Raw genomic sequence first — 21,105 nt, 5'->3', positions numbered from 1 at the left:
AATGAAAAGAGAATTGAATGGTAAAGCGTTTGTATTTGGTAAAAATATTGATACAGATCAGATCTATCCAGGCCGGTTTGTTGAATTGACTGATGTAGAGGACGTAGCGAAGCACGCTATGGAAGGGGCTGATCCCAATTTAGTCCATGAATTTTCCGCTGGCGATTTTATTGTAGCTGGTACGAATTTTGGCTGCGGTTCGAGTCGGGAACATGCGGCGATTACGCTTAAAGCAATAGGTGTGGGAGCAATCATTGCGGAATCTTTTGGCCGGATTTTTTATCGCAACGCGATTAACTTAGGCGTTCCTGCGCTGATTTGTCCTGAAATTGGCCAGCTAGTCAAAAACGGCGATAAGCTGGCTGTAAATATTGAGTCAGGTGAGATCATGAATCAATCAACAGGAAGCGTTTTGCAGGCACAACCCATGTCGGAATATGTAATGCATATCTTGTTAAGCGGGGGAATTAAGCCGCTGATTCAAAAGCAACTAGGGAAAATATAAAATAATATTTGAAATGGGGCTGTCACATTAAGGAAATGTTTCTAACATATGTTGTGGGTTTTGAGTAAAGAAATCACAATATATGTTGGAATTTTCGCTTAGTGCGGCAGCCCCATTTAGTTAATATATGATTACACTTAGTACTTAGCTAAGAAATTTTCCATAGCTTTTAAAACAATTTCCGGTTGTTCTTCTGGCACAAAATGGCCGCATTCAGGAACGCCAAAACCGCTTACCGTTTCTGCTCGTTCCTTCCAACCAGCCAATACATCCCAGAGCCCTCCGACTACGCCATTGGCGCCCCAGAGAACCAATAAAGGGGTTTTAATGGTTTTATCTCGGTCGGCTAAGTCATACTCCATATCAATGGTAGCAGAAGCCCGATAATCTTCACTAATGCCATGGATTGTTGCCGGATCGGAAAAACACTGTGTGTATTCTTGTAAGACTTCTTCGGGGAATTTTTCTCTGGATTTTGGACCAATTTTGAGTTGTAAGTTAAAATGAATAAAGAAATCCGGATCAGCGCTTAACAATTTTTCCGGAAGACCATTTGTTTGAATATAGAAAAACCAATGCCAATATTTCGTGGCGAACTCTTGATTTGTGTCTCGGTACATATCATAAGTGGGCAAAATATCCATTAAAGTGCAAGTTGTTACTTTTTCTGGATGATCTAGGATTAAACGGTGGCAAACGCGGGCTCCCCGGTCGTGGCCGACTAAATGAAATTTTTTGAAACCTAGCTGCTCCATGACTTGTACTTGGTCATTGGCCATGACTCGTTTGGAGTAATTAGAATGGTCAGGCAGTCCTTGCGGTTTGCTACTGAAGCCATAACCGCGCAGGTCTGTCAATATTACAGTATATTTTTCCGCGAGTTTTGGGGCGATAAATCGCCAGATTAAATAGTTTTCGGGATGACCATGGAGTAATAAAATAGCTTCATTGCCGTGGCCGCCGATAAAAGTATTAATTTTAATGTTTTCTTCAACTTCAATAAACCGATTTGTGAAACCAGGAAAGTATTTTTCTGCTAACATGGAAACTCCTCCTCCTAGATTGGATCTATTGTTATTATCACGGTTGAATGTCAAATAATAAAATATCCTTTTCTTATTTGTAAATAAGTTTTTACTATATAAGCTAAAGCGTTTGATCTGTTTTTATAAAAGGAGGCGCTGTTAGTGACGCTGATTCAAATGAAATATTTTATGGAAGTATGTAAGTGGAAAAACATTACGAAGGCCTCGCAACATCTGCATGTATCGCAGCCTACAATCACTGTTTCGATGAAAGATTTAGAAGTCGAAACCGGTTTGAATTTATTTAAGCGGGAAGGAAAACGGATCCTTATTACGAAAGAAGGGGAGTTTCTTTTAGGGAAGATTCAAGGAATTATAAGCGGTATGGAACAATTAGAAAGCGATATCCTCGACTTCGTAAATACTAAAAATCATATTAGAGTAGCGATACCGCTGCAAGTTGGATCCTATTTAATACCTGTTATTCTTGGAGAATTTAAGCAGCGCTATCCGGAAATGAATCTAGAGATCGTTGAACTTGGCGGCATGGATTCATTGCGGCTGGTCGGTACGGAAGAGCTGGATCTTGCTATTACAATCTACGAAATAGATTATTGTAGCGGTTTGCACTATACGAAGTTGTTTGACAGTGAGTGTTGTTTTTGCACCAATGAGAAGCATTTGCTAGCAGCCAAAAAGCATATTCAAGTACGAGATTTAGTCGACGAAAAATTGGTTATGTTACAAGGCGGTTTTTTCGTTAATAGACTGGTATCTCAAGTTTTTGCCGATGCCGAGATAAAGCCTAATATTATTTTGCGGTCGGCGCAATTACATACGGTGAAGAATTTGGTGAGTAAAAATTTGGCTTCGACTTTTCTGATGCGTGAAGCTGTTCTAGATGATCGAAATATTGTGGCCATTCCCTTTGCAACTCCCTTAAGGATTCGGGCTGGCATTGTTACGAAACAAGGTCGCCAGATATATTCTGATGTGAAAAAACTCATCGACTTTATGAAAGCGAAGTTTCGGTAAGAATATTTTGTTTTAGATAGGAAAGCTTACAGCAGGAATCATGGTAATGGTAAAATAGAAGGAAATAACAATTATATTAGGATGGAGAATATGAAAGAGAAATGGACGATTGGTGAAGTGGCAAATTTGTTTGAGGTATCAACAGACACACTTCGCCATTATGAGAAGATGGGCTTGTTTTCCTCACAGAAAAATGAGGCAAACGGCTATCGTTATTATTCTTATGATGAAATTATTGTATTAATGGATATTTTGTTTTTTAGAAATCTGGAATTGCCCGTGAAAGAAGTTAAACGTATTCTCACAGAATTAGATATTAGTGACATTACAAGTATTCTCTACCAAAGTCAAACTAGAGTGGAAAAGAGAATCAGAGAGCTGACTCATTTGAAACAGCAAATTGAACAGGCGGCTTGCCAATATCAGTTATGCAAGAAGCTTATCGGAAAGTTTCAATATGTTTCTGCGCCAGAATTTAAATATAAGCTTGTTAGCAATCAGTCGGAAGATTTGGTTGCAATGATTCGTAAGTATAAAAAAGAAGATTGGCTGAGTGAGCGCATTCAATATACTCTAATGGTTCTTCGTGAGACGCTTGTAACTAATCCAAGTTTTATTGCGGCTCAAATTGGCTTGAGTGCGGAAGAGGAGCACGCTGGTTTGATAAATCAATCAGAGCGACAAGAACTTTCTTCGTTTGCGGGAACGGAATATCTTTATACCGTCATCGGAACAACCTACATAGAACCGAAAAATAGCATGCTTGATCGAGCCTTGCAGTATATCAATGCAACAGGGAGAAATATCGTCGGACCGCTGATTGGACGATACATAGCAAGCGAGCATAAAAACAGTCTTGATTATTATGAAATTTGGATAGAAACCCAAAAAACTTGACCTTTGAGTTGCTCCAAGGTTTATCATCAACATGAGGTGATAAACGTGTCTGAAAATATATTAGGCAGGGAAAATGTGACTGCCTTGTTTTTTAAGTATGCAATTCCTTCGATTATGGGCATGGTGTTTTTAGGCGTTAATACAGTGGTGGATGGTTTTTTTGTGGGTCAATATATTGGACTGAATGCTTTAGCCAGTGTAAATATAGCAATGCCGTTTTTTAGTTTGATGATTGCCATTGGCGTTGTAGTTGGAATTGGTATGCAAAGCCTTGTCGGCCGCTTGCTCGGGGCCGGTGAAAAGAGCAAAGCCGATGATGCTTTTAAGACAGCGCTGTATTTGATCAGCGGTATATCTTTTTTGCTTGCTTTATTTTCTACTATATTTACTAAAGAAATTGCTGTTTTTTTAGGTGCGAATGAACAACTGATCGATCTTGTCATGATTTATCTGAAATATGAAGGGATATTTTTACCACTCTTAGGCATTATGTTTGTACTGGATTATGTACTGAAAATTATGGGAAAACCTATATATTCCATGCAAATTCTGATTGTTGCTGTTATCAGTCATATGATACTGAATTACTGTCTGATCGTCCAAGGCGATTTAGGTGTAAAAGGGGCGGCTATTGCCACAGGGATCAGTTATAGTATTGCTTTTATTATGGCCGTACTGCCTTTTATCACGGGACAAACGACTTTGAAATTGCTTCAGGGGAATTTTGATAAACGTTTTGCTTACCAAATTATTTGCAATGGAACTTCAGAGGGAATTACCGAAATCTGTACAGGCGTTACGACCTTTTTATTTAATATTACATTGATGCGTTATGTCGGCGAAGTTGGCGTAGCCGCATTTACGGCAATTGGTTATTTTTCCTTTGTAGGCAATAATATTTTGTTAGGTATAGCCGATGGGGTTGGTTCGATTATTAGTTATAATTACGGCAAGGGGAGTATGGCTCGAGTAAAAAAGACCCTTAAGCTAGCCGCTATGGCGGCGCTATTTATTGGGCTAGGACTCTTTGCCGTGATTTTCAACTTTGCCAGAAATATTATTCTTCTTTTTCTTGATGGCGCCAATGAGCTTGTGATTCAGTTTGCTGTGCAAGGGGCCGAAGTGTATGCTTTTGCCTTTTTGATAAATGGTCTCAATGTTATCGTGTCAGGTTATTTCACGGCTATTTGTTATCCTAAAAATGCGGCATTCATCGCTTTAAGTAAGGGGCTGGTTTGGGTTGGAATCGGTATTGTTATATTGCCGAAGCTGCTAGGCATACAAGGAATTTGGCTCACTGTGCCGATTGCCGAGCTTATAACCTTTATTCTATCGATTTTATTGATTCGCAGTCATTTTAGACAAGTTTTTCAATAAACAGCAAGGGCAAGACTGGCGCGTTTGTCAGTCTTGCTTAAATGAGAACAGAAAAGTCATTATAGCTATTAAAATGTAACAGGAACTATATTGAAATTGTTATTTCAATATAGTTCCTGTTTTTTTGCTGAGTAAATTGATAGATGAATTGTCGATAAATGCTGTTTTTTAACTTCAAATTAATCACGTTAAAAATAATACACTTAGAAAAAATATCATTTTTTATCAATTATTGTCTTTTTTTAAAATAAGAAATGAAGGTTTTTTGGGGGGCTCAGAGAATTATTATTACATTAAAATTTCTATGTAACGTCAATTTGAAGGAGGGATATGATGTTTAAAAATATGTCTTATCGGAATCAACTTTTAATTATGATCATACCGGTCATTGTAATCGGTTTAGGGATTGTTGGCGCTATTTCTTATTGGGGGATTAATAGCCTTGTGGAAGAAGAGTTAAGTAAAAGTATGTTATCTGTCACTAAACATACGGCCAGTGAAATTAATACTTGGGTCGATGGACAATTAATCGAACCAGAATTAATTGCGTCTACGCCGGAAGCGAAAGAACAGGTCGCGGAAAGAGGGCCAATGATTGATAAGCTCCAACTTAATTTAAGCAAGGAAATTATCGGAAACCATCCAGATAAATATTTTAGTCTATTTATTGCCGAGAGAAATGGGAAATCTACAGCTATCAATAAAAAAGGCAATGACTATGTTACTGCTGTTAATGATATAACATCGCGTCAATATTATAAAGATGTATTAAATAGCGGAAAAATTACCATTTCAACTCCTTTGCTCTCTACGAGTGGAACGTTAGGCGTATTTTTAGTAGCGCCAATCAAAAATGAACAGAATTCCATCCTGGGAATGGTCGGGATTGGCTTGAAACTGGAAGCGATTCAAAATATGGCCGAACAGTTAAAGTGGGGAAAGACCGGCTATGGACTCGTTATTGCTGCTGATGGGACAATCATTCATCATCCTGATAGTAATTTAGTTATGAAGAAAAAAATTACCGATATGGAGGATGTATCGGTAAAGAAATTAGGAGAAAAAATGGTCGCTGGTGAGAGCGGACTTTATCGTTACGAATATAACGGCAAGAAAAAGATTGCATTTTTTGAGTCTGTGCCACTTACAGGATGGTCAGTGGCAACGGTGGTTGATGAACGGGAGTTTTTTGCTCCTGTCAGTGATTTGAGTAAAAAAATAGCCGCCATTATGTTGTTGGTTATATTAATTGCGATTGCTGCGATTTGGATTGTTGCGAAACATTTAACGGAACCAATCAAGTATTTATTGCAATATGCCAAGGAGATCACTGGCGGTAATTTGGCAGTAGAACCATTGGTCTTTACATCAAAAGATGAAATGGGGCAGTTAGCTTCAGCCTATAATGCAATGACTGATAATTTGCGGCGCTTGGTTGTAGCCATAGCCCAGACAACAGATCAGGTAGCTGCTTCATCAGAAGAGCTCAGTGCTAGCGCGGAGCAATCGGCGAAAGCGTCTGAACAGGTTGCTAAGTCAATCATGGAAGTCGCTGAAGGATCAGTAGCCCAGAATTCTATTGTTGATTTGACTGCCCAAGCGATTGATACAATGGCGGAAAACATTGAAGAGGCAGTGAAAAATACGGAACAAATATCTACTCGATCCCAAAATGCTTCGAGAGAAGCGGGAATTGGTAATCAAGGAATGGAAAGTGCTATGCAGCAAATGCAGCATATTCAGACGGTAGTTGAAGAATCGGCAGGGATTGTTACCAAGTTAGGAGATCGCTCTAAAGAAATCGGGCAGATTATTGATACTATTTCTAGCATTTCATCTCAGACTAATTTATTAGCGCTGAATGCGGCAATTGAAGCAGCTCGAGCTGGGGAGCAAGGCAGAGGGTTTGCCGTAGTTGCGGAAGAAGTTAGGAAGCTAGCAGAACAATCACAGCAAGCGGCACAACAGATTGCCAAGCTCATTGGGGAAATACAAGGCGATACAGATCAAGCTGTAATTGCAATGAAAAATGGTGTGAGTGAAGTGCGAAGTGGCACCGAAATTGTAAGTCATGCCAATCAATCATTTATCAAAATTGTAAGTTTGGTAGACTTGGTATCGGAAGACGGGGTTATTATTGCTGAACTGATGCAAAAAATGAATCAAGGAAGTCAAAAAGTAGTAGCTTATACGGAAAAGTTAAACAATGTGGCAAGAAAGAATGAGACACAAACCCAAACAGTATCAGCCGCTACCGAAGAGCAGTCTGCTTCCATGAAAGAAATCGCGCTGGCTAGTCACGCTTTAACTGGAATGGCGGAAGAATTGCAAAACGCTGTACACAGATTCCGGGTATAAACGCTAGAGATACTTGCGGTTAGACAAAGCGTTATAATAAAACAGGAGCTATGTTGAAATGGATCTTTCAACATAGCTCCTGTTATTTTAAATAAATAAATTGGTGTTAGCATTGTCTGTTTCACCAAGATAATACCCGACACCGCCGAACTTTACGCCGTCGAGCAATTCCTCTGGTTTAAGGCCCATTACGTCAAGCGACATTTGACAGGCGACAATTTCAATGCCTGAGTCCAGAGCAGCCTGAATTAGCTCTTCTAGGGACGTAACATTTTTATTTTTCATGACTAGGCGCATTAATTTTGTTCCAATGCCTAGCATATTCATTTTTGATAAGGTTAAATTTTGACTGCCTTGAGGCATCATCATTCCAAACATCTTATCAAGAAAGCCTTTTTTGACGGGAATATGTTCTGGCTTGCGGAGAATGTTCAGTCCCCAGAAGGTGAAGAACATTGTTACCTTTTTTCCCATAGCTGCGGCGCCATTGGCAATGATAAAGGCGGCAATGGCTTTATCTAAGTCGCCACTAAAAACGACAATGGTTTTATTGTCTTTTCCCTGATGCGTAGGCGGAAGCGTTAAGGCAGAATTATTTTTTTTTTTAATAAAGGCTGTAATTTGGCCTTGGGTTTTGTCAAGCTGTAAGAGTTCATTCTGCGTATTTTTGCACCAAGCTTTAATGTCTTCTAAAAAGCCGGGATCCGATGAAAGTACTTTGAGTGTTTGGCCTTCTTGTAGTTCGTCGATAGAAGCTTTAACTCGCATTAAGGGGCCAGGGCAGGATAGACCGGAAGCATCGACTAATTTGTCAAAAGAGATATCTGGGGTATTTTCTTCTAACGAATGTTGTGTGGCTTTTTGTAAGGATAAATTATTGTTGTTTTGAGCGGTCATGCTAGGCTTAAAGTCGAGGGCTGATGAGGATTTATAGCCGCCTGTCATGTTTTTAACTTGAAAGCCATTTTGCGATAAAATTCTTGAGGCGATATAGCCTCTAAGACCGACTTGACAGTATTCAAGAATTAACTTGTTTTTGTCTAATTCATTCATTCTAGTTCTTAGGCTGTCTACGGGGATATTGATGGAGCCAGGCAAATGGCCGTTTTCAAATTCGAGTTCAGTCCGAACATCAAGGACAGTGACGTTTTCTAGATCATAGTCCGCAAGATCTTGTGCTGTAAAGGTATCCATTCGGCCTGTTATGATATTTTCAGCAACATAGCCAAGCATGTTGACAGGGTCTTTTGCTGAGGAAAAAGGCGGTGCGTAAGAAAGTTCTAATTCTGTCAAATCGGTCACAGTTCCATTTAAACGAATGACTGTAGCAATGACGTCAATTCGCTTATCTACGCCATCAAATCCTACTCCTTGAGCGCCTAAGATGCGGCCTTCCATAGTAAATAGAAGTTTTAAGGTTAAAGGAGTGGCGCCGGGATAGTAAGAGGCATGCGACACTGGATGAATGTAAATGGCTTTATAGGAAATGCCGAGTCGTTGTAAAGTTCTTTCATTATTGCCAGTAGCAGCGGCGGTCAGCCCAAATGTTTTAAGAATGGATGTTCCCAAGGTTCCTTTGTAGGTGCTGCTTAGACCGGCAATATTGTCAGCGGCGATTCTGCCTTGTTTATTGGCAGGGCCGGCTAGCGGGACTGCTGTGGCTTGTTTATTGACAAAGTCGCTTGTTTCGATGGCATCACCGACGGCATATACGCCAGGCAAAGAAGTTTCTAATTTGTCATTTACGATGATGTGACCTTTGGCTCCCAGTTTAATACCGCTTGCTTTAAGAAAACTGGTATCAGGCGCTACGCCGATTGCCAGAATCACAACATCTGCTGTAAGACGTTCCCCGCTGCTTAGAAGGACTTCGATTGATTCATTATGGTCCGTAAAAGCTTTGACACCATCATTTAATTTAAGCTGAATACCCTGATCGTCTAATTCTTTTTCCACAAGGAGAGCCATCTCCGTATCAAAGGGAGCCAGAATATGTGGCGCCGCTTCCACAAGAGTAACAGCGAGATTACGATCTTTAAGGTTTTCTGCCATTTCTACGCCGATAAAACCGCCGCCAATAATAATGGCGCTTTGGATGTCCTGACGATCAACAAATTCTTTAATGGAGTCTGTGTCAGGAATATTTCTTAAAGTGAAAATCCGGCTACTATCGATACCGGGAATCGGCGGACGAATTGCCTTTGCTCCCGGTGACAAGATGAGAGAGTCATAACTTTCTTCATACATGCCCTTTTCCTTACTATTGACCGTGACTGTTTTTTTCTCTGGGTTGATTGCAGTTACTTCACTATTGACTCTGACATCAATATTAAACCGAGAATTGAAGCTTTCTGGGGTTTGCACTAATAAATTGCCGCGCTCCATAATGGTTTCGCCAATATAATAGGGCAAGCCGCAATTGGCGAAAGAAATATATTCATCGCGTTCAAACATAATAATTTCAGCTGTTTCATCAAGCCGTCTCAATCGTGCCGCTGCCGATGCGCCGCCGGCTACTCCACCGATAATCAATACTTTTTTACTCATAAGCAACCTCCTTAATGGATGTGGTTTAATCAGGGAATAATACTTTGATAAGCTGAATCACTGTTTCGTTGCAAACCTGATAGTTTACTTCCAGACCATTTCTGCTTCCCGTAATAATTCCGGCAGACCGTAGTTTTTGTAGATGCTGCGATACTGTGGATTGCGGCAAATCTAAACAAGATTGCATATGAGAGACATTGCAGGAACCCTTACTGATCAATCCCCTGACGATACATAACCTGACAGGATGGGCCATTACTTTTAATAGCTCGGCATACTGGGTAAATTTTGCATAGTCTTTTTCCATGGGTTTATCCATCCTTTTAAATCATTATATTTATATAATACGATATATAGATATTTAAAGTCAACTTGTCAAAGAAATTTAATTTGGATTTCATCGTGATGATTCTTACTTTGCACAGGATTGACATAGAGCTAAAAAAGCTCTGAGCGCAGGCGTTAGCCATTTTTCCTGATGATATAGTAAGATCGTGTTTACGTTAAAAGCAGGACCGTTCCAAGGCAGTGCGACTAATTTTTTGTCGACGATTTCTTGTTTGACCGAAACTTCAGGTAGAAAGGCGATGCCTAAACCGCAGATAGTACATTCTTTAATGGCGCCCATGCTAGAAAGCTCCATAAGAGAACTGGGCTTCACTTGCTGCTCTTGCAGCATAGCCAGAATGAGCGGGCGATAACCGCAGCCAGCCATGGTTAAAATGAGACATTCTGTTGTGAAGTCGGCGGGGGTAATACTTTGTTTTGCTGCCAAGTGATGCTGGGGACTTGCAACAAGGAGCATGGATTCTTGTTGCAGAAGATTTGCCGCAATATTAGGGATGGTGATTTTATCTGTCAGCACAAGCGCGATGTCAATATCATTGCTTTTTAAAAGTGGGGGCATCTTTTCGCAGGGTTCTGTTCGTACGCGAAGTTCTACTTGGGGATACTTACTACGATATTCCTGAAGAATTGCGGGAAGACGATATACACATAGCGTTTCGGCTGCACCAATCGTGAGACTGCCGCGGTAAACTTGCGGTGAAAACTCAGCTTTCGCTTTGGCGCAAAGCGCTAAAATAGTTTGGGCATTTTGCAAAAAGGCTTTTCCTTCGCTAGTAAGTTGAATATTTCGTCCCAAACGTTCGAATAACTTGACTTGAAGTTCTGTTTCAAGCTGGTGGATTTGGCCAGTAATATTAGATTGAGCATAACCTAACTTTTCTCCCGCTTTAGTAAAATTTAGCGTTTGCGCGGCGGTGCAAAATATTTGTAATTGGCGAAATTCCATGGAAATCTCCTCTCAATCTATCAGTTTAAGTGATAGAAATGATATAAAACACTTATTTTTTCTGTTGATATTTGCATGATATACTGGGACAGAAAAAAAGTCTATAGTTTGGGAGAGTGAAATGTGATGAGTAATGTATTTTACCGCAGCTTAAATAAACACTATCTGGAAGTGGACTATGGCGAAGGCATTTATTTATATGACAAGGCTGGGAATAAATATATTGATGCTTGTTCGGGAGCAGCAGTAGCCAATTTAGGTCATGGCCATCCTAAAATATTGGCGGCTATGCTCAAACAGGCGGGCAAGGTCGCTTTTAGCCATTTGTCGCGCTGGACGTCAGAGCCGATTCAGGAATTGGCTGATTTAGTGGCTGATTTGGCGCCTGGATCCTTAAATAAATTATATTTGGTTTCCGGTGGTTCGGAAGCCACTGAGGCGGCGCTGAAAATGGCGCGACAGTATTATGTGGAAAGAGATGGACAAAGTTCAAAATATCGTGTGATTTCTCGCTGGAAAAGCTTTCATGGTAATACGATCGGCGCATTATCGATGACTGGCGATAAACGGCGTAAAATCTATACACCGTTGCTGTTGAATTTACCTCATATTGTTCCCGCATACTGTTATCGTTGCCCTTTTGGCAAAAGTGAAGCAACTTGCGAAGTTGACTGTGCCTTAGATTTAGAGCGCGCCATAAAAATGGAAGGCGCTGAATATGTAGCGGCATTTATTGCGGAAACTGTTGGCGGCGCTGCTTGTGGGGCAATCGTTCCCCATAAGGATTATTTTAAAATTATTCGCGAGATTTGCGACCATTATGATATTTTATTTATTGCTGATGAAGTGATGGCTGGCTTTGGCCGTACTGGATCGATATTTAGTATTGCTGACTGGGGCGTAGAACCTGATATGATTTGCGCCGCGAAAGGCATGAGCGCTGGATATTCGCCGTTAGGGGCTGTAATTGCCCAAAAAAAAATTTATGATACTTTTAAAGCGGGGTCAGGTGTATTTGTCCATGGTCATACTTATGGCGGTAATCCCTTGTCAGCGGCGGTTTCTGTAGCTGTTATCAAAACATTGCTTGAAGAAAACATTGTAGAAAATGTCCAGACCGTAGGAGCGTATCTGCTTAATTTACTTAAAGAAAAGCTGCTTCCCTTTTCTTTCGTTGGTGATGTCAGAGGCAAAGGGTTGCTACTTGGCGTGGAACTTGTCAAAGATAAAATAACAAAAGAACCTTACCCGGCTAACCTGGCGATTGCTGACAAACTGACAATGACGCTACTTAAGCATGGCGTTATTGTTTATCCCGGGAACGGCAATGCTGATGGAATAAACGGCGATCAGTTTTTATTGGCGCCGCCGCTAATTATTACGAAAGATCAAGTAGATGAACTTGTTGATAGTCTTGTGGCAGGATTTCATGAATTTGCTCATGAATTAGCTTCTTACTATTGAAGGAAAAAAACAATAAGCTGGTGAATAAGAGTTTATTACAGTATAAAATCATGAAGTTTATTTTAATGAGGTGGTCAATTTATGGAGAATCCTTTTGTAATATACTCTTTTCACCGTGATGAGGCTGGAGCTATGGACGATTTTTATCGTGCTGATGGTTTTGCTACGCAGGAATCTGCTGAAGCAACAGCTCGTGAACTGCTTGCAGAATATGTAAAATCTGATTATGACGGTTGGGTGGAGATTTATGAGCTGCAAAAGGACGGTATTTTGCAGCATATTTCAACACTAAATAAAGAAAGTCTGACAGTATCATAAATAGTGCTGAGAAAGAAGATGCCGCAAGGCGTCTTTTTTTGTAGGTGTGATAAAAGTAACAGCAATAAGCCCATAAAGTTTTTATAATGAAACTAATATATTTTGCGGGGTGATCAAGTGGATAGAACAAGTGCAGGAGAGTACATTGTAGTGTTAAAAGAGTATTTTGCCGCTGACAGCAGGCGAATTAATCACGCACTGAAAGTACTGGGCGCAGCGGAAGCGATTATGGCTGGCGAACAGGTATCAGAACAAATTCTTCAAACTGTCATTCCAGCAGCGGTTTTTCATGACGTCGGAATTAAATTGGCAGAGCAAAAATATCATTCTGCCGCGGGACCTTATCAGGAGCTAGAAGGACCGCCTGTCGTGCGTCAGCTTATGGAGCAGCTTGGTAAACCAAAAGATCTGATTGAGCGCGTGGCTTATATTGTTGGTCATCATCATACGGCTGATAAAAATGACGGACTTGATTTTCAGATTATTTGGGAAGCTGATTTGATCGTAAATATTGAAGAGGAAGAAATTTATCGACACAGTGAAAAGATGCCAGGAATTATTGAAAAAAACTTCAGAACAGCTACAGGTAAAAGGCTGGCTCAGGAACGGTACGGATGGAATCGTTAAATGGCTGGGGGCGATTTTGGTAAATGGACAGAATGGATCGCGAGAAAAAAAGTGTAGAAAAACTGATTTCTATCTACTGTCAAGGCGTTCATCAACAGCGTTCGGAGCTTTGTCAGGAATGCAGCGAACTATTGCATTATGCCCGGCTAAGATTGGAGAAATGCCCGTTTCAGGCGAAAAAGCCTGTCTGTGAGAAGTGCTTGATTCATTGCTATCAACCAGAGAAACGGCAGCAGATTATTTCAGTCATGCGTTATGCTGGACCTAAAATGATTTATAAAGATCCCTTACTAGCCTTGCAGCATCTATTTGGTGTTTTAAAGTGTCACCTTCGATCAGTAACAAAAAATTTACAATAAGTTAGGACTTTTTTCATATTTGCCGGGACAAAAGACCTTGACTTCCTTGCTGCTGAGATGTAATATTATACCAACAAGTTGTGTTAGCAATTTTTCGTATCACAAGACAACATGAATATGGGCAAACCTATCGAAAGGTAGGGACGCAAAGCCATGGGTCTAAAGACAGAATGTCGATGATTGCCAGGTTGCCGATTGATATAATTGTATTTAAACCAGTCATTCGGCTGGTTTCTTTATTTTTAGTGGCAGGAGGAGATTGTAATTATTTATGATATATTAAAAGAATTGCAAGAAGAAATCGAGAAGCATCGTTTAGCTTTAATTGATGTTCTTGCGCACAAAGGTTCTTTATCCACTGAAGCAATTAAGTTAAATAAAATTTTAGATGAAAAAGTGAAAGAATATCAGCTATTGCGAAGAAGATTAGCGTAAGTAAAATGCGGCTGTTTTGACAAGATTTTGTCAGAACAGCCGCATTTTTATTTTTTTTGATACCTTTAGGATTAAACCTCATCAAAGCGATAGCTTGTCATTGATAAAGAACCTAGTGTACAAGAATCATTAAAAATGGAAAGTTGGTCGTTAGAACCTGCCGCACCAAGGGCGTAAAGCAGGGGATAAAAGTGATCCGGCTCAGGGAAGGCAAGGTTTGCCGCTGGGCCAGCTTGAGAATAATCAATAACTGCCTGATAATTTTTAGCGATGATGCTTGTTTTAATATAGTGATCGAAGGATTCGGCCCAATCATAGCCTGTTTCTAAGTCCCAGGCGATACGGGAAAGGTTATGGACTACATTGCCGCTAGCGAAAATAAGAACCCCTTGTTCTCTTAATTGGCGGATTTCCTGACCAATTTGAAAATGTTTGGCGGCAGAGGCATTTCTGTCAACGCTTAGCTGATATACCGGAATATCAGCTTGCGGATAGAGGCGATGTAGAACGGACCAAGATCCGTGATCGAGTCCCCAGCTATTATCAATAGCTACAGGACTGCTAATTAAATTTTTTGTAATCTGGGCGAAATGGGGTGAACCTGGTGCAGGATACTGGACTTGATACAATTCTTTGGGAAAACCATACATGTCATAAACTGTTTTAGGTTCTTTGGCGTCGGTGATTCTAGTACCTGCCGTATACCAATGGGCGGAAATTGCCAGAATCGCTTCTGGCCGCGGTAAGCTTTGACCGATTTCGCTCCAAGTTTTTGCGTATTTGTTATTATCTATGGCATTCATGGGAGAACCGTGTCCGATAAAGAGGACAGGCATTTTGGATTTTTGTTGTGTCATGACAAAAGCCTCCTTACTAAGATCTTCTATTTATCTTATTAGTCAGCGTAAAGTTCTTATTAGATATGGCCTACTTCGATTTTGTTTCAAGTGTTAGACAGTAGTTGATAAATTGTTGTAACGACGGTGAAAGATATTTATTTTTATGATAGACAAGCGAAAAATTTCGTTGCAAGGAGAGTTCTTTTATCGTCAAAGCGATTAAAGTGCCATCAGCTAATTCGTGGCGGACAGCTTGACGTGAAATGACACTAATACCTAAATTGGCCATAACGGCTTTTTTTATGGTTTCTGCGTTATTATAGACGCCAATCACTGTATAGGTATAGCCTTGTTCTTTCATAGCTTTTTCAAAGAGTTCCCTTGTTCCGCTGCCGCTTTCACGTACGAAAAAACCGAGTGAGGCAATCTCTTTTGCTTTTAAGTGATTTTTCGTTGCTAGACTATTTTGGGGCGAAACAATACAAATCAATTCATCCTGGAGAAAAGGCTGACTGTGTAAATATTCCGAGTGAATTTCGCCTTCTACTAAGGCCAGGTCGAGTTCATCTTTTAAAAGCATCGCTTCTAGTTCGGCTGTGTTGTGAATTTCTGAGAAAATTTCCTGCTGGGGATTTGTCTGCTGGTTATAAATTAGAAGATCTATAAGCAGAGCTTCACCAATTGTTACACTAGATCCAAGGCGCAGCCGACTCGTTTTCCCGAAAGAGTGCATTTCGTCTTCGGCTTGTTTATTTAAATGAATGATGTGACGGGCATATACAAGAAGGCGACGGCCAGCTTCAGTTAGAAAAAGTTTGCGTCCCAATCGTTCAAACAAAAGCGCTTCATAATGTTCTTCCAGTTCTTGTACCGCTAAACTGACGGAAGGTTGTGTCATATGCAGGCTTCGGGCCGCTCGGGTCATATTATTCTCATCGCATACGGCAAGGAAAATTCGCAGATGGCGTAATGTCATAAAAATCCCCTTATATAGTTTTACCTATTGTTTTTATCAAATTATACTATTTTACTTATTTTACCGCAAGTGATAGACTACAAACCAAGACAGGAAAGGGGATTTATCGATGAAACAAGAAAAGCTGTATGGGATAGGACTTTCTTTTTTATTTGCGGCGGTTGCTTATACTTTAGGACTATATTATCCGATTATTGGCGGACCTGTTTTTGGTATTGTGTTGGGGATGATTTTTGCAAGCGTGAAACGCCCGCAAATTTTAGAAGCTGGCATTTCGTTTACTGGCAAGAAGATTTTGCAGTATGCAGTTATTCTTTTAGGATTTGAGATGAATCTCTTTGAAGTAGCAGCTATAGGCGCGAAATCTTTTTCTGTAATGATTTTTACTTTGCTTACCGCTTTTGGCGTAGCTTACTTAGTGGGGAAACTATTAAAGCTTGATCGTAAGACAACGCTGCTGATTGGCGCTGGTACCGCAATTTGCGGCGGATCAGCTATTGCTGCTGTAGCTCCGGTGATTGCAGCAAAAGATAAAGAAATTGCTTTTTCTATTTCTACTATTTTCTTATTCAATGTAGCTGCTGTATTTTTGTTTCCCTTTTTAGGACACTTTTGGCAGTTATCTGATACTGGTTTTGGTATGTGGGCTGGTACGGCTATCAATGATACTTCTTCGGTTGTTGCTGCGGCTTACTCTTACAGTGATGCGGCAGGCAGTTATGCTACGATAGTCAAATTGACGCGGGCCTTGATGATTGTTCCCATCTGCCTCTTATTGGCTGGTGTCATGGCTTATCGCAATAAACAGAAAAACTCTTTTTCGTTTCAGAGAATATTTCCTTGGTTTATTTTATGGTTTGTTGTTGCCTCGCTGATTCATACAGCGGGAGTTTTGCCGGAAAGTCTTGCTGGATTATTAGGATCTTGCGGCAAATTTGCAATTGTGATGGCCATGAGCGCCATTGGCCTCAATACTCGATTGGTTGAACTTGTGAAAAATGGCGTACGGCCCATTCTATTAGGTTCAGTATGCTGGGCGGCAGTCGCTTTTGCTTCTTTATTTGTGCAGCATCTGAGTGGCCTGTTATGAGGAACTCATTAAGGCGAATATAGTGTCACTTTGTTTTTGCTTCGTTTGCTAAGGTAGAGTGCTTTATCAGCACAGGCGACTAACTCGTCAAGCGAAGTTATGTCATCAGGAAATTTTGCTAGGCCAATACTTACGGTACAGCCGTTTAGTGATGTTTGGCTGCTTAAACGAATGGTTTCCGCTAAGGAAAATAACTCCTCTTTGGAAAAGTTGCGTAAAATAATGGCAAACTCATCACCGCCAAAGCGAAATACGGCTTGGTTTCCGGCAATGTCTTGCATGATTTTCGTGAATTTTTTTAGAATATCGTCCCCAACTAAGTGTCCGTCAGTATCATTGAGACGTTTAAAATAATCAATATCTAAGAGCAGCAGTCCGATCGATTCAGCCCAGAGATTTGTTTGGCAGCGGCTTAATTCTTGGTCAAAAGCACGGCGGTTGTAAGCGCCTGTTAAAGAATCCTTATCGGCGGCTTCTTCCAAATTTGTATGGATTTCTGCTAACGTTTCAATCGTGTTATTGTAGACAAGCGCCATTTGGCGAAACTCTTTGGCATAATCAAGGGGATTTAGTTTTTTATAGTTGCCTTTTTTTAGACTACTGAAAGATTGAATGAGTTGTTCTAGTGCCGCGGTATAACCTTTAGCGATGTAAAGTCCAATAACAATGATTGCGATAATACCAAGAAGCGATAAGAAGAGATTTTCGTAAACAAGCATATTGCGGCTACGTACAATATCTTCTGTTGGGGTGCTGACAGTTACAATCCAGCCGAGATCGGGTACTTTGCTGTAGCCCACATATTGCATCGTTTCCGAAGGCGCTGTTAACATTTTAGCGCCTTCTTCGTGGTCTAGTTGATCAAAATACGCTGTGTTTTGACCAATTCGTTCTTTATTGGGGTGGTAGACGATCGTGCCTTGCCGATCCAACAGGGCAATATAACCGTTACGGCCAAAGCGTTTATTATCAAATAGAGAAGCAAAGGTACTTCTGTCTAGTTTTATCGAGCCAATTACGGCTCCTGTAACCTGGCCGTTGTTCATGATGGGGACAGCAATTGTAATCACTTTAAAATTCATGACTGATTTTAAGACATCACTGATATAGGTCCGCCCAGTAATGACTTGTTTAAAATAATATCTGTCCGATACATTGAAAAAGACGGGACGATATTCATTGCCTGATAGGCGTACCATATCGCCCTTTTGATCGGTAATAATAATCATATCTACTTCCGGCATTAAGGCATTTGCTTTATCAAGCAAATCTTGGTTTCCTCGGATGCTCTCATCTTCGGCAATAATTCGCAGGTTTTTCTCCACTTTAGCGAAATAATCGGAAAGCTGGCTGCTCATATTATTGGCGGCTTGCTCATTAATATCTAAGAGGAGTGAATCTGTGTCAGAAATAAATACTTTATCAAAAACGATAAATTGCATGAAACTTGTTAAGATGATTGACAAGCTCAATAAAAGGGTAATTTTATGAAAAAGCCGCATGGAATCATCCTACCCATCATGATTATTTTGATATAAATTTTACGGTATTTTGTTCATTATAACAATACATAGATTTTATAAATTGGAACCTGTTTATATTGTTGCTAGGAAAAAAATGCAAAAAAATCCTTGGGCTTTGTACTTCATAGAAATCTTGTGGAAAGCTTTGTGTTTTACCATAAGATCTTTTTACTTTTTTGTTGCTTTTAGCTAAAAAGGAGCAAAATCTTTGTTCATTATAACTATAGATTTTTAATGCAAAGATTGATATAGTAAGACAAAGTTACATGTATGGTAATGATTTAAAACTGAAAAATGATTGCGATGGCGCAAGACAGGATATATTGCTGTCTTGCGTTTTTGTTTTTTAGACTCATCTGTTTAAAAGGTAGAATGATGTCGCAGGATTTGCTGGAATGACTCAGGAATTATGATTAGTAGAGAAGCATTTTACAGCGGAAAAAACATAGACTGAAAAGAGGAGTTGATTCTATGGCTTTGAATCAATTTTTTGCAGACACTGTTTTTTTAGGCGGAAAAATAATTACGATAAATAATCAAAATGAAATTTGCGAGGCTGTTGCTGTACGGGGAAATCGGATTATTTACGTCGGCAGTCGCTTGGGAGCAAAGGAGTATATAGGAACAAAGACAACTGTTATCGATCTTAAGGGGCGAGTGGTGACGCCGGGGTTTATTGACTGTCATTTTCATCCGATTTTATATGGCTTTTTTGATGGAGCGATTATTGATATAACCTATGAAAAAGCGAAATCGATTGCGGCGATTCAGGCCATTATTGTGCAGGAGGCAACGAAGCGGCGCCCTGGTGAATGGATCAAGCTGTGGGGCTATGATCAAAATAAATTGCAAGAGCAGCGTCATGTGACTATTGAGGATCTTGATGCGGCGGCGCCAGAAAATCCCGTGCAGTGTATGCGAGTCTGCGGTCATATGGGCGTGTATAATACGTTGGCACTAGCAGCTGGCGGAATTCATAGCCCGGCCGATGCGGCTAAGTTTGCGAAAAATGAAGTTGTTGTTGAAAATGGTCGCCTTACAGGCATGACGAAAGAAACGACAAATTTTTATCTTTGGTCTAAGGTTGTCTATAGTGATGCAGAAATGCGGGCGGCTCTAAAAAAATCCAATGATTTACTCTTGAAAACAGGCATTACATCGATTCATGATCCCGGTGAATTTGGCGCACAATCATTTCAGTTGATGCAGCAAGCTTGCTATAATGGGGAGTTCAAGCCTAGGGTCTATGCGATGCTGCACAGTGTTTTTGGTAAGCCTTTTTCTAAAAAACTCTGCGATGATTTTTTGGCGCTGGGACTGCAAAGCGGGATTGGCGACGAAAGATTTAAACTAGGTACGTTGAAAATTATGATTGACGGCGGTACTAGCGGCCCGTCCTGTGCGACCCGCCAGCCTTACAGTCATAATGAGAAGCTGCCAGGAATTTTGACCTGGACCCAGGATGAGGTTAACGCTATGATTGCGACGGTACATACGGCGAATTGTCAAATGACAGCCCATGCTGTAGGCGATTTGGCAGTAGAAATGATGCTTACAGGCTATGAGCAGGCAGCGGCGAAGTATCCCCGTGAGGATTGTCGCCACCGTATTGAGCATTGCGCTTTAACTGATGAAGCGCTGATTGCTCGTATGGCTTCCCTTGCAATTATTCCTGTCTCAAATCCGGCATTTATGACGATTAACGGTAGTGACTATCGCCGTTACTATGGCGATAGAGCCGATTATATGTTTGCGGCGAGAAGCTATATTGACGCGGGGCTGCGACCGGTAATCGGTAGTGATGCGCCAACTTGCGAAGAGAGTGTGATGCGCGGCATTGACGGCTCGGTCAATCGCCGGGATCGACGAACCGGGGAAGTGATTGGCGCTAACCAAAAGATTACTGTGGCAGAAGCGTTGCGGCTGTACACGATTAACGGCGCCTATGCGAGCTTTGAAGAAAACATCAAGGGAAGTATTGAAGTGGGAAAACTGGCTGATCTTGTTGTTCTCTCCGAAGACATTCTAGCTTATCCCGAGGAACAGTTGATGGATATTCAAGTGGACCTTACCATGATTGATGGCGAGGTAGTTTATGAACGGCTGGAAGGCTAGAATATTCTCAATTTGATAAGAAATCTTTTAACGAAGTGAATTGACAGAAAATATTTCCTCTCATATACTTAAAAAAAGACGGTTTTACAGCTTTACTATTTTAAAACTTTATAACTAGGAATGATGACTGCGGGAGAGACGCCTTCGAGGCGCACCGAAGGAGCAAAGCTTTGTTCAAACTCTCAGGTAAACAAACTGCAGCCGGACCAGACTCTGGAGAGCACACAACGATGTGTCACCGATGGGGACTCCGTCAGGAGTAAATCTCTCAGGTAAAAGGACAGAGAACAAGAGTGAAACTACACTGTTGTTCTCTGTCCT

General features: G+C 40.7%; 18 protein-coding genes and 2 riboswitches. Of the genes, 11 read left to right on the top strand and 7 right to left on the bottom strand.

The annotated features are described in order from the left end of the window. Position 1 precedes the first annotated feature (1 nt). On the top strand, positions 2 to 505 hold the full coding sequence (locus tag AC0NJP_RS10940) for a LeuD/DmdB family oxidoreductase small subunit (RefSeq protein ID WP_474699792.1): 504 nt from the start codon (positions 2 to 4) through the stop codon (positions 503 to 505). Positions 506 to 642: 137 nt separating this feature from the next. Here the strand turns inward: AC0NJP_RS10940 and AC0NJP_RS10935 are convergent, their stop codons facing one another. Beyond that, positions 643 to 1,548 (bottom strand): alpha/beta fold hydrolase, encoded by a 906-nt coding sequence (locus AC0NJP_RS10935; protein ID WP_474699791.1) that lies wholly within the window; start codon positions 1,546 to 1,548, stop codon positions 643 to 645. A gap of 144 nt (positions 1,549 to 1,692) precedes the next feature. Between AC0NJP_RS10935 and AC0NJP_RS10930 the strand changes: the two genes are divergently transcribed. From AC0NJP_RS10930 to AC0NJP_RS10915, 4 genes are all read left to right on the top strand, one after another. Beyond that, positions 1,693 to 2,565, top strand: a complete 873-nt coding sequence (locus AC0NJP_RS10930) for a LysR family transcriptional regulator (protein WP_474699790.1) — start codon at positions 1,693 to 1,695, stop codon at positions 2,563 to 2,565. 90 nt (positions 2,566 to 2,655) lie between these two features. After that, positions 2,656 to 3,462, top strand: a complete 807-nt coding sequence (locus AC0NJP_RS10925) for a MerR family DNA-binding transcriptional regulator (protein ID WP_474039892.1) — start codon at positions 2,656 to 2,658, stop codon at positions 3,460 to 3,462. A gap of 45 nt (positions 3,463 to 3,507) precedes the next feature. Continuing rightward, entirely contained in the window at positions 3,508 to 4,839 is a 1,332-nt protein-coding gene (locus AC0NJP_RS10920; RefSeq protein ID WP_474039891.1) for an MATE family efflux transporter, read from the top strand. A gap of 330 nt (positions 4,840 to 5,169) precedes the next feature. Beyond that, a complete protein-coding gene (locus AC0NJP_RS10915; RefSeq protein WP_474039890.1) occupies positions 5,170 to 7,197 on the top strand; it encodes a methyl-accepting chemotaxis protein in 2,028 nt (675 codons plus the stop codon). Between the two features lie 87 nt (positions 7,198 to 7,284). Here the strand turns inward: AC0NJP_RS10915 and AC0NJP_RS10910 are convergent, their stop codons facing one another. The 3 genes from AC0NJP_RS10910 to AC0NJP_RS10900 all read right to left on the bottom strand — a co-directional run bounded on the left by AC0NJP_RS10910 (position 7,285) and on the right by AC0NJP_RS10900 (position 11,038). Next, on the bottom strand, positions 7,285 to 9,744 hold the full coding sequence (locus AC0NJP_RS10910) for a CoA-disulfide reductase (protein ID WP_474039889.1): 2,460 nt from the start codon (positions 9,742 to 9,744) through the stop codon (positions 7,285 to 7,287). Between the two features lie 25 nt (positions 9,745 to 9,769). Beyond that, on the bottom strand, positions 9,770 to 10,051 hold the full coding sequence (locus AC0NJP_RS10905) for an ArsR/SmtB family transcription factor (RefSeq protein ID WP_474039888.1): 282 nt from the start codon (positions 10,049 to 10,051) through the stop codon (positions 9,770 to 9,772). Positions 10,052 to 10,156: 105 nt separating this feature from the next. After that, positions 10,157 to 11,038, bottom strand: a complete 882-nt coding sequence (locus tag AC0NJP_RS10900; protein ID WP_474039887.1) for a LysR family transcriptional regulator — start codon at positions 11,036 to 11,038, stop codon at positions 10,157 to 10,159. A 126-nt stretch (positions 11,039 to 11,164) separates the two neighbouring features. On the opposite strand from AC0NJP_RS10900, the gene AC0NJP_RS10895 reads away from it, so the two are divergent. From AC0NJP_RS10895 to AC0NJP_RS10880, 4 genes are all read left to right on the top strand, one after another. Then, positions 11,165 to 12,502: an aspartate aminotransferase family protein gene (locus AC0NJP_RS10895; protein ID WP_474040070.1), complete on the top strand. Its 1,338-nt coding sequence runs from the start codon at positions 11,165 to 11,167 to the stop codon at positions 12,500 to 12,502. An 81-nt stretch (positions 12,503 to 12,583) separates the two neighbouring features. After that, the gene (locus AC0NJP_RS10890) at positions 12,584 to 12,820 is read left to right on the top strand and encodes a hypothetical protein (protein WP_474039886.1); all 237 of its coding nucleotides are present in this window, start codon (positions 12,584 to 12,586) and stop codon (positions 12,818 to 12,820) included. A gap of 117 nt (positions 12,821 to 12,937) precedes the next feature. Then, positions 12,938 to 13,447, top strand: a complete 510-nt coding sequence (locus AC0NJP_RS10885) for an HD domain-containing protein (RefSeq protein ID WP_474039885.1) — start codon at positions 12,938 to 12,940, stop codon at positions 13,445 to 13,447. 23 nt (positions 13,448 to 13,470) lie between these two features. After that, on the top strand, positions 13,471 to 13,806 hold the full coding sequence (locus AC0NJP_RS10880) for a nitrous oxide-stimulated promoter family protein (protein WP_474039884.1): 336 nt from the start codon (positions 13,471 to 13,473) through the stop codon (positions 13,804 to 13,806). A 110-nt stretch (positions 13,807 to 13,916) separates the two neighbouring features. After that, positions 13,917 to 14,002: riboswitch (cyclic di-GMP riboswitch) on the top strand. Positions 14,003 to 14,312: 310 nt separating this feature from the next. Here AC0NJP_RS10880 and ygiD read toward each other — a convergent pair. Beyond that, complete coding sequence (ygiD, locus tag AC0NJP_RS10875; RefSeq protein WP_474039883.1) at positions 14,313 to 15,098, bottom strand: 4,5-DOPA-extradiol-dioxygenase; 786 nt, start codon at positions 15,096 to 15,098, stop codon at positions 14,313 to 14,315. A 70-nt stretch (positions 15,099 to 15,168) separates the two neighbouring features. Continuing rightward, the gene (locus tag AC0NJP_RS10870; protein ID WP_474039882.1) at positions 15,169 to 16,056 is read right to left on the bottom strand and encodes a LysR family transcriptional regulator; all 888 of its coding nucleotides are present in this window, start codon (positions 16,054 to 16,056) and stop codon (positions 15,169 to 15,171) included. 109 nt (positions 16,057 to 16,165) lie between these two features. Here AC0NJP_RS10870 and AC0NJP_RS10865 point away from each other — a divergent pair, with 109 nt between their 5' ends. Next, positions 16,166 to 17,146: a YeiH family protein gene (locus AC0NJP_RS10865; protein WP_474039881.1), complete on the top strand. Its 981-nt coding sequence runs from the start codon at positions 16,166 to 16,168 to the stop codon at positions 17,144 to 17,146. Positions 17,147 to 17,154: 8 nt separating this feature from the next. Here AC0NJP_RS10865 and AC0NJP_RS10860 read toward each other — a convergent pair whose 3' ends face one another. After that, positions 17,155 to 18,648: a sensor domain-containing diguanylate cyclase gene (locus AC0NJP_RS10860; RefSeq protein WP_474039880.1), complete on the bottom strand. Its 1,494-nt coding sequence runs from the start codon at positions 18,646 to 18,648 to the stop codon at positions 17,155 to 17,157. 492 nt (positions 18,649 to 19,140) lie between these two features. Here AC0NJP_RS10860 and AC0NJP_RS10855 point away from each other — a divergent pair, with 492 nt between their 5' ends. Next, positions 19,141 to 20,784, top strand: a complete 1,644-nt coding sequence (locus AC0NJP_RS10855) for an amidohydrolase (protein ID WP_474699789.1) — start codon at positions 19,141 to 19,143, stop codon at positions 20,782 to 20,784. Between the two features lie 120 nt (positions 20,785 to 20,904). Beyond that, positions 20,905 to 20,992: riboswitch (glycine riboswitch) on the top strand. Positions 20,993 to 21,105: the final 113 nt, after the last annotated feature.

It is taken from the genome of Pelorhabdus sp. sgz311002, assembly GCF_056134285.1.
This window is presented reverse-complemented; position numbering and strand designations above follow the sequence as displayed.

Bases quoted from the DNA above. Each gene is read 5' to 3' on its own strand.
- AC0NJP_RS10940 (WP_474699792.1), top strand. From the start codon at position 2: ATGAAAAGAGAATTGAATGGTAAAGCGTTTGTATTTGGTAAAAATATT.
- AC0NJP_RS10935 (WP_474699791.1), bottom strand. From the start codon at position 1,548: ATGTTAGCAGAAAAATACTTTCCTGGTTTCACAAATCGGTTTATTGAA.
- AC0NJP_RS10925 (WP_474039892.1), top strand. From the start codon at position 2,656: ATGAAAGAGAAATGGACGATTGGTGAAGTGGCAAATTTGTTTGAGGTA.
- AC0NJP_RS10915 (WP_474039890.1), top strand. From the start codon at position 5,170: ATGATGTTTAAAAATATGTCTTATCGGAATCAACTTTTAATTATGATC.
- AC0NJP_RS10910 (WP_474039889.1), bottom strand. From the start codon at position 9,744: ATGAGTAAAAAAGTATTGATTATCGGTGGAGTAGCCGGCGGCGCATCG.
- AC0NJP_RS10905 (WP_474039888.1), bottom strand. From the start codon at position 10,051: ATGGAAAAAGACTATGCAAAATTTACCCAGTATGCCGAGCTATTAAAA.
- AC0NJP_RS10900 (WP_474039887.1), bottom strand. From the start codon at position 11,038: ATGGAATTTCGCCAATTACAAATATTTTGCACCGCCGCGCAAACGCTA.
- AC0NJP_RS10895 (WP_474040070.1), top strand. From the start codon at position 11,165: ATGAGTAATGTATTTTACCGCAGCTTAAATAAACACTATCTGGAAGTG.
- AC0NJP_RS10890 (WP_474039886.1), top strand. From the start codon at position 12,584: ATGGAGAATCCTTTTGTAATATACTCTTTTCACCGTGATGAGGCTGGA.
- AC0NJP_RS10880 (WP_474039884.1), top strand. From the start codon at position 13,471: ATGGACAGAATGGATCGCGAGAAAAAAAGTGTAGAAAAACTGATTTCT.
- ygiD (WP_474039883.1), bottom strand. From the start codon at position 15,098: ATGACACAACAAAAATCCAAAATGCCTGTCCTCTTTATCGGACACGGT.
- AC0NJP_RS10870 (WP_474039882.1), bottom strand. From the start codon at position 16,056: ATGACATTACGCCATCTGCGAATTTTCCTTGCCGTATGCGATGAGAAT.
- AC0NJP_RS10865 (WP_474039881.1), top strand. From the start codon at position 16,166: ATGAAACAAGAAAAGCTGTATGGGATAGGACTTTCTTTTTTATTTGCG.
- AC0NJP_RS10860 (WP_474039880.1), bottom strand. From the start codon at position 18,648: ATGCGGCTTTTTCATAAAATTACCCTTTTATTGAGCTTGTCAATCATC.
- AC0NJP_RS10855 (WP_474699789.1), top strand. From the start codon at position 19,141: ATGGCTTTGAATCAATTTTTTGCAGACACTGTTTTTTTAGGCGGAAAA.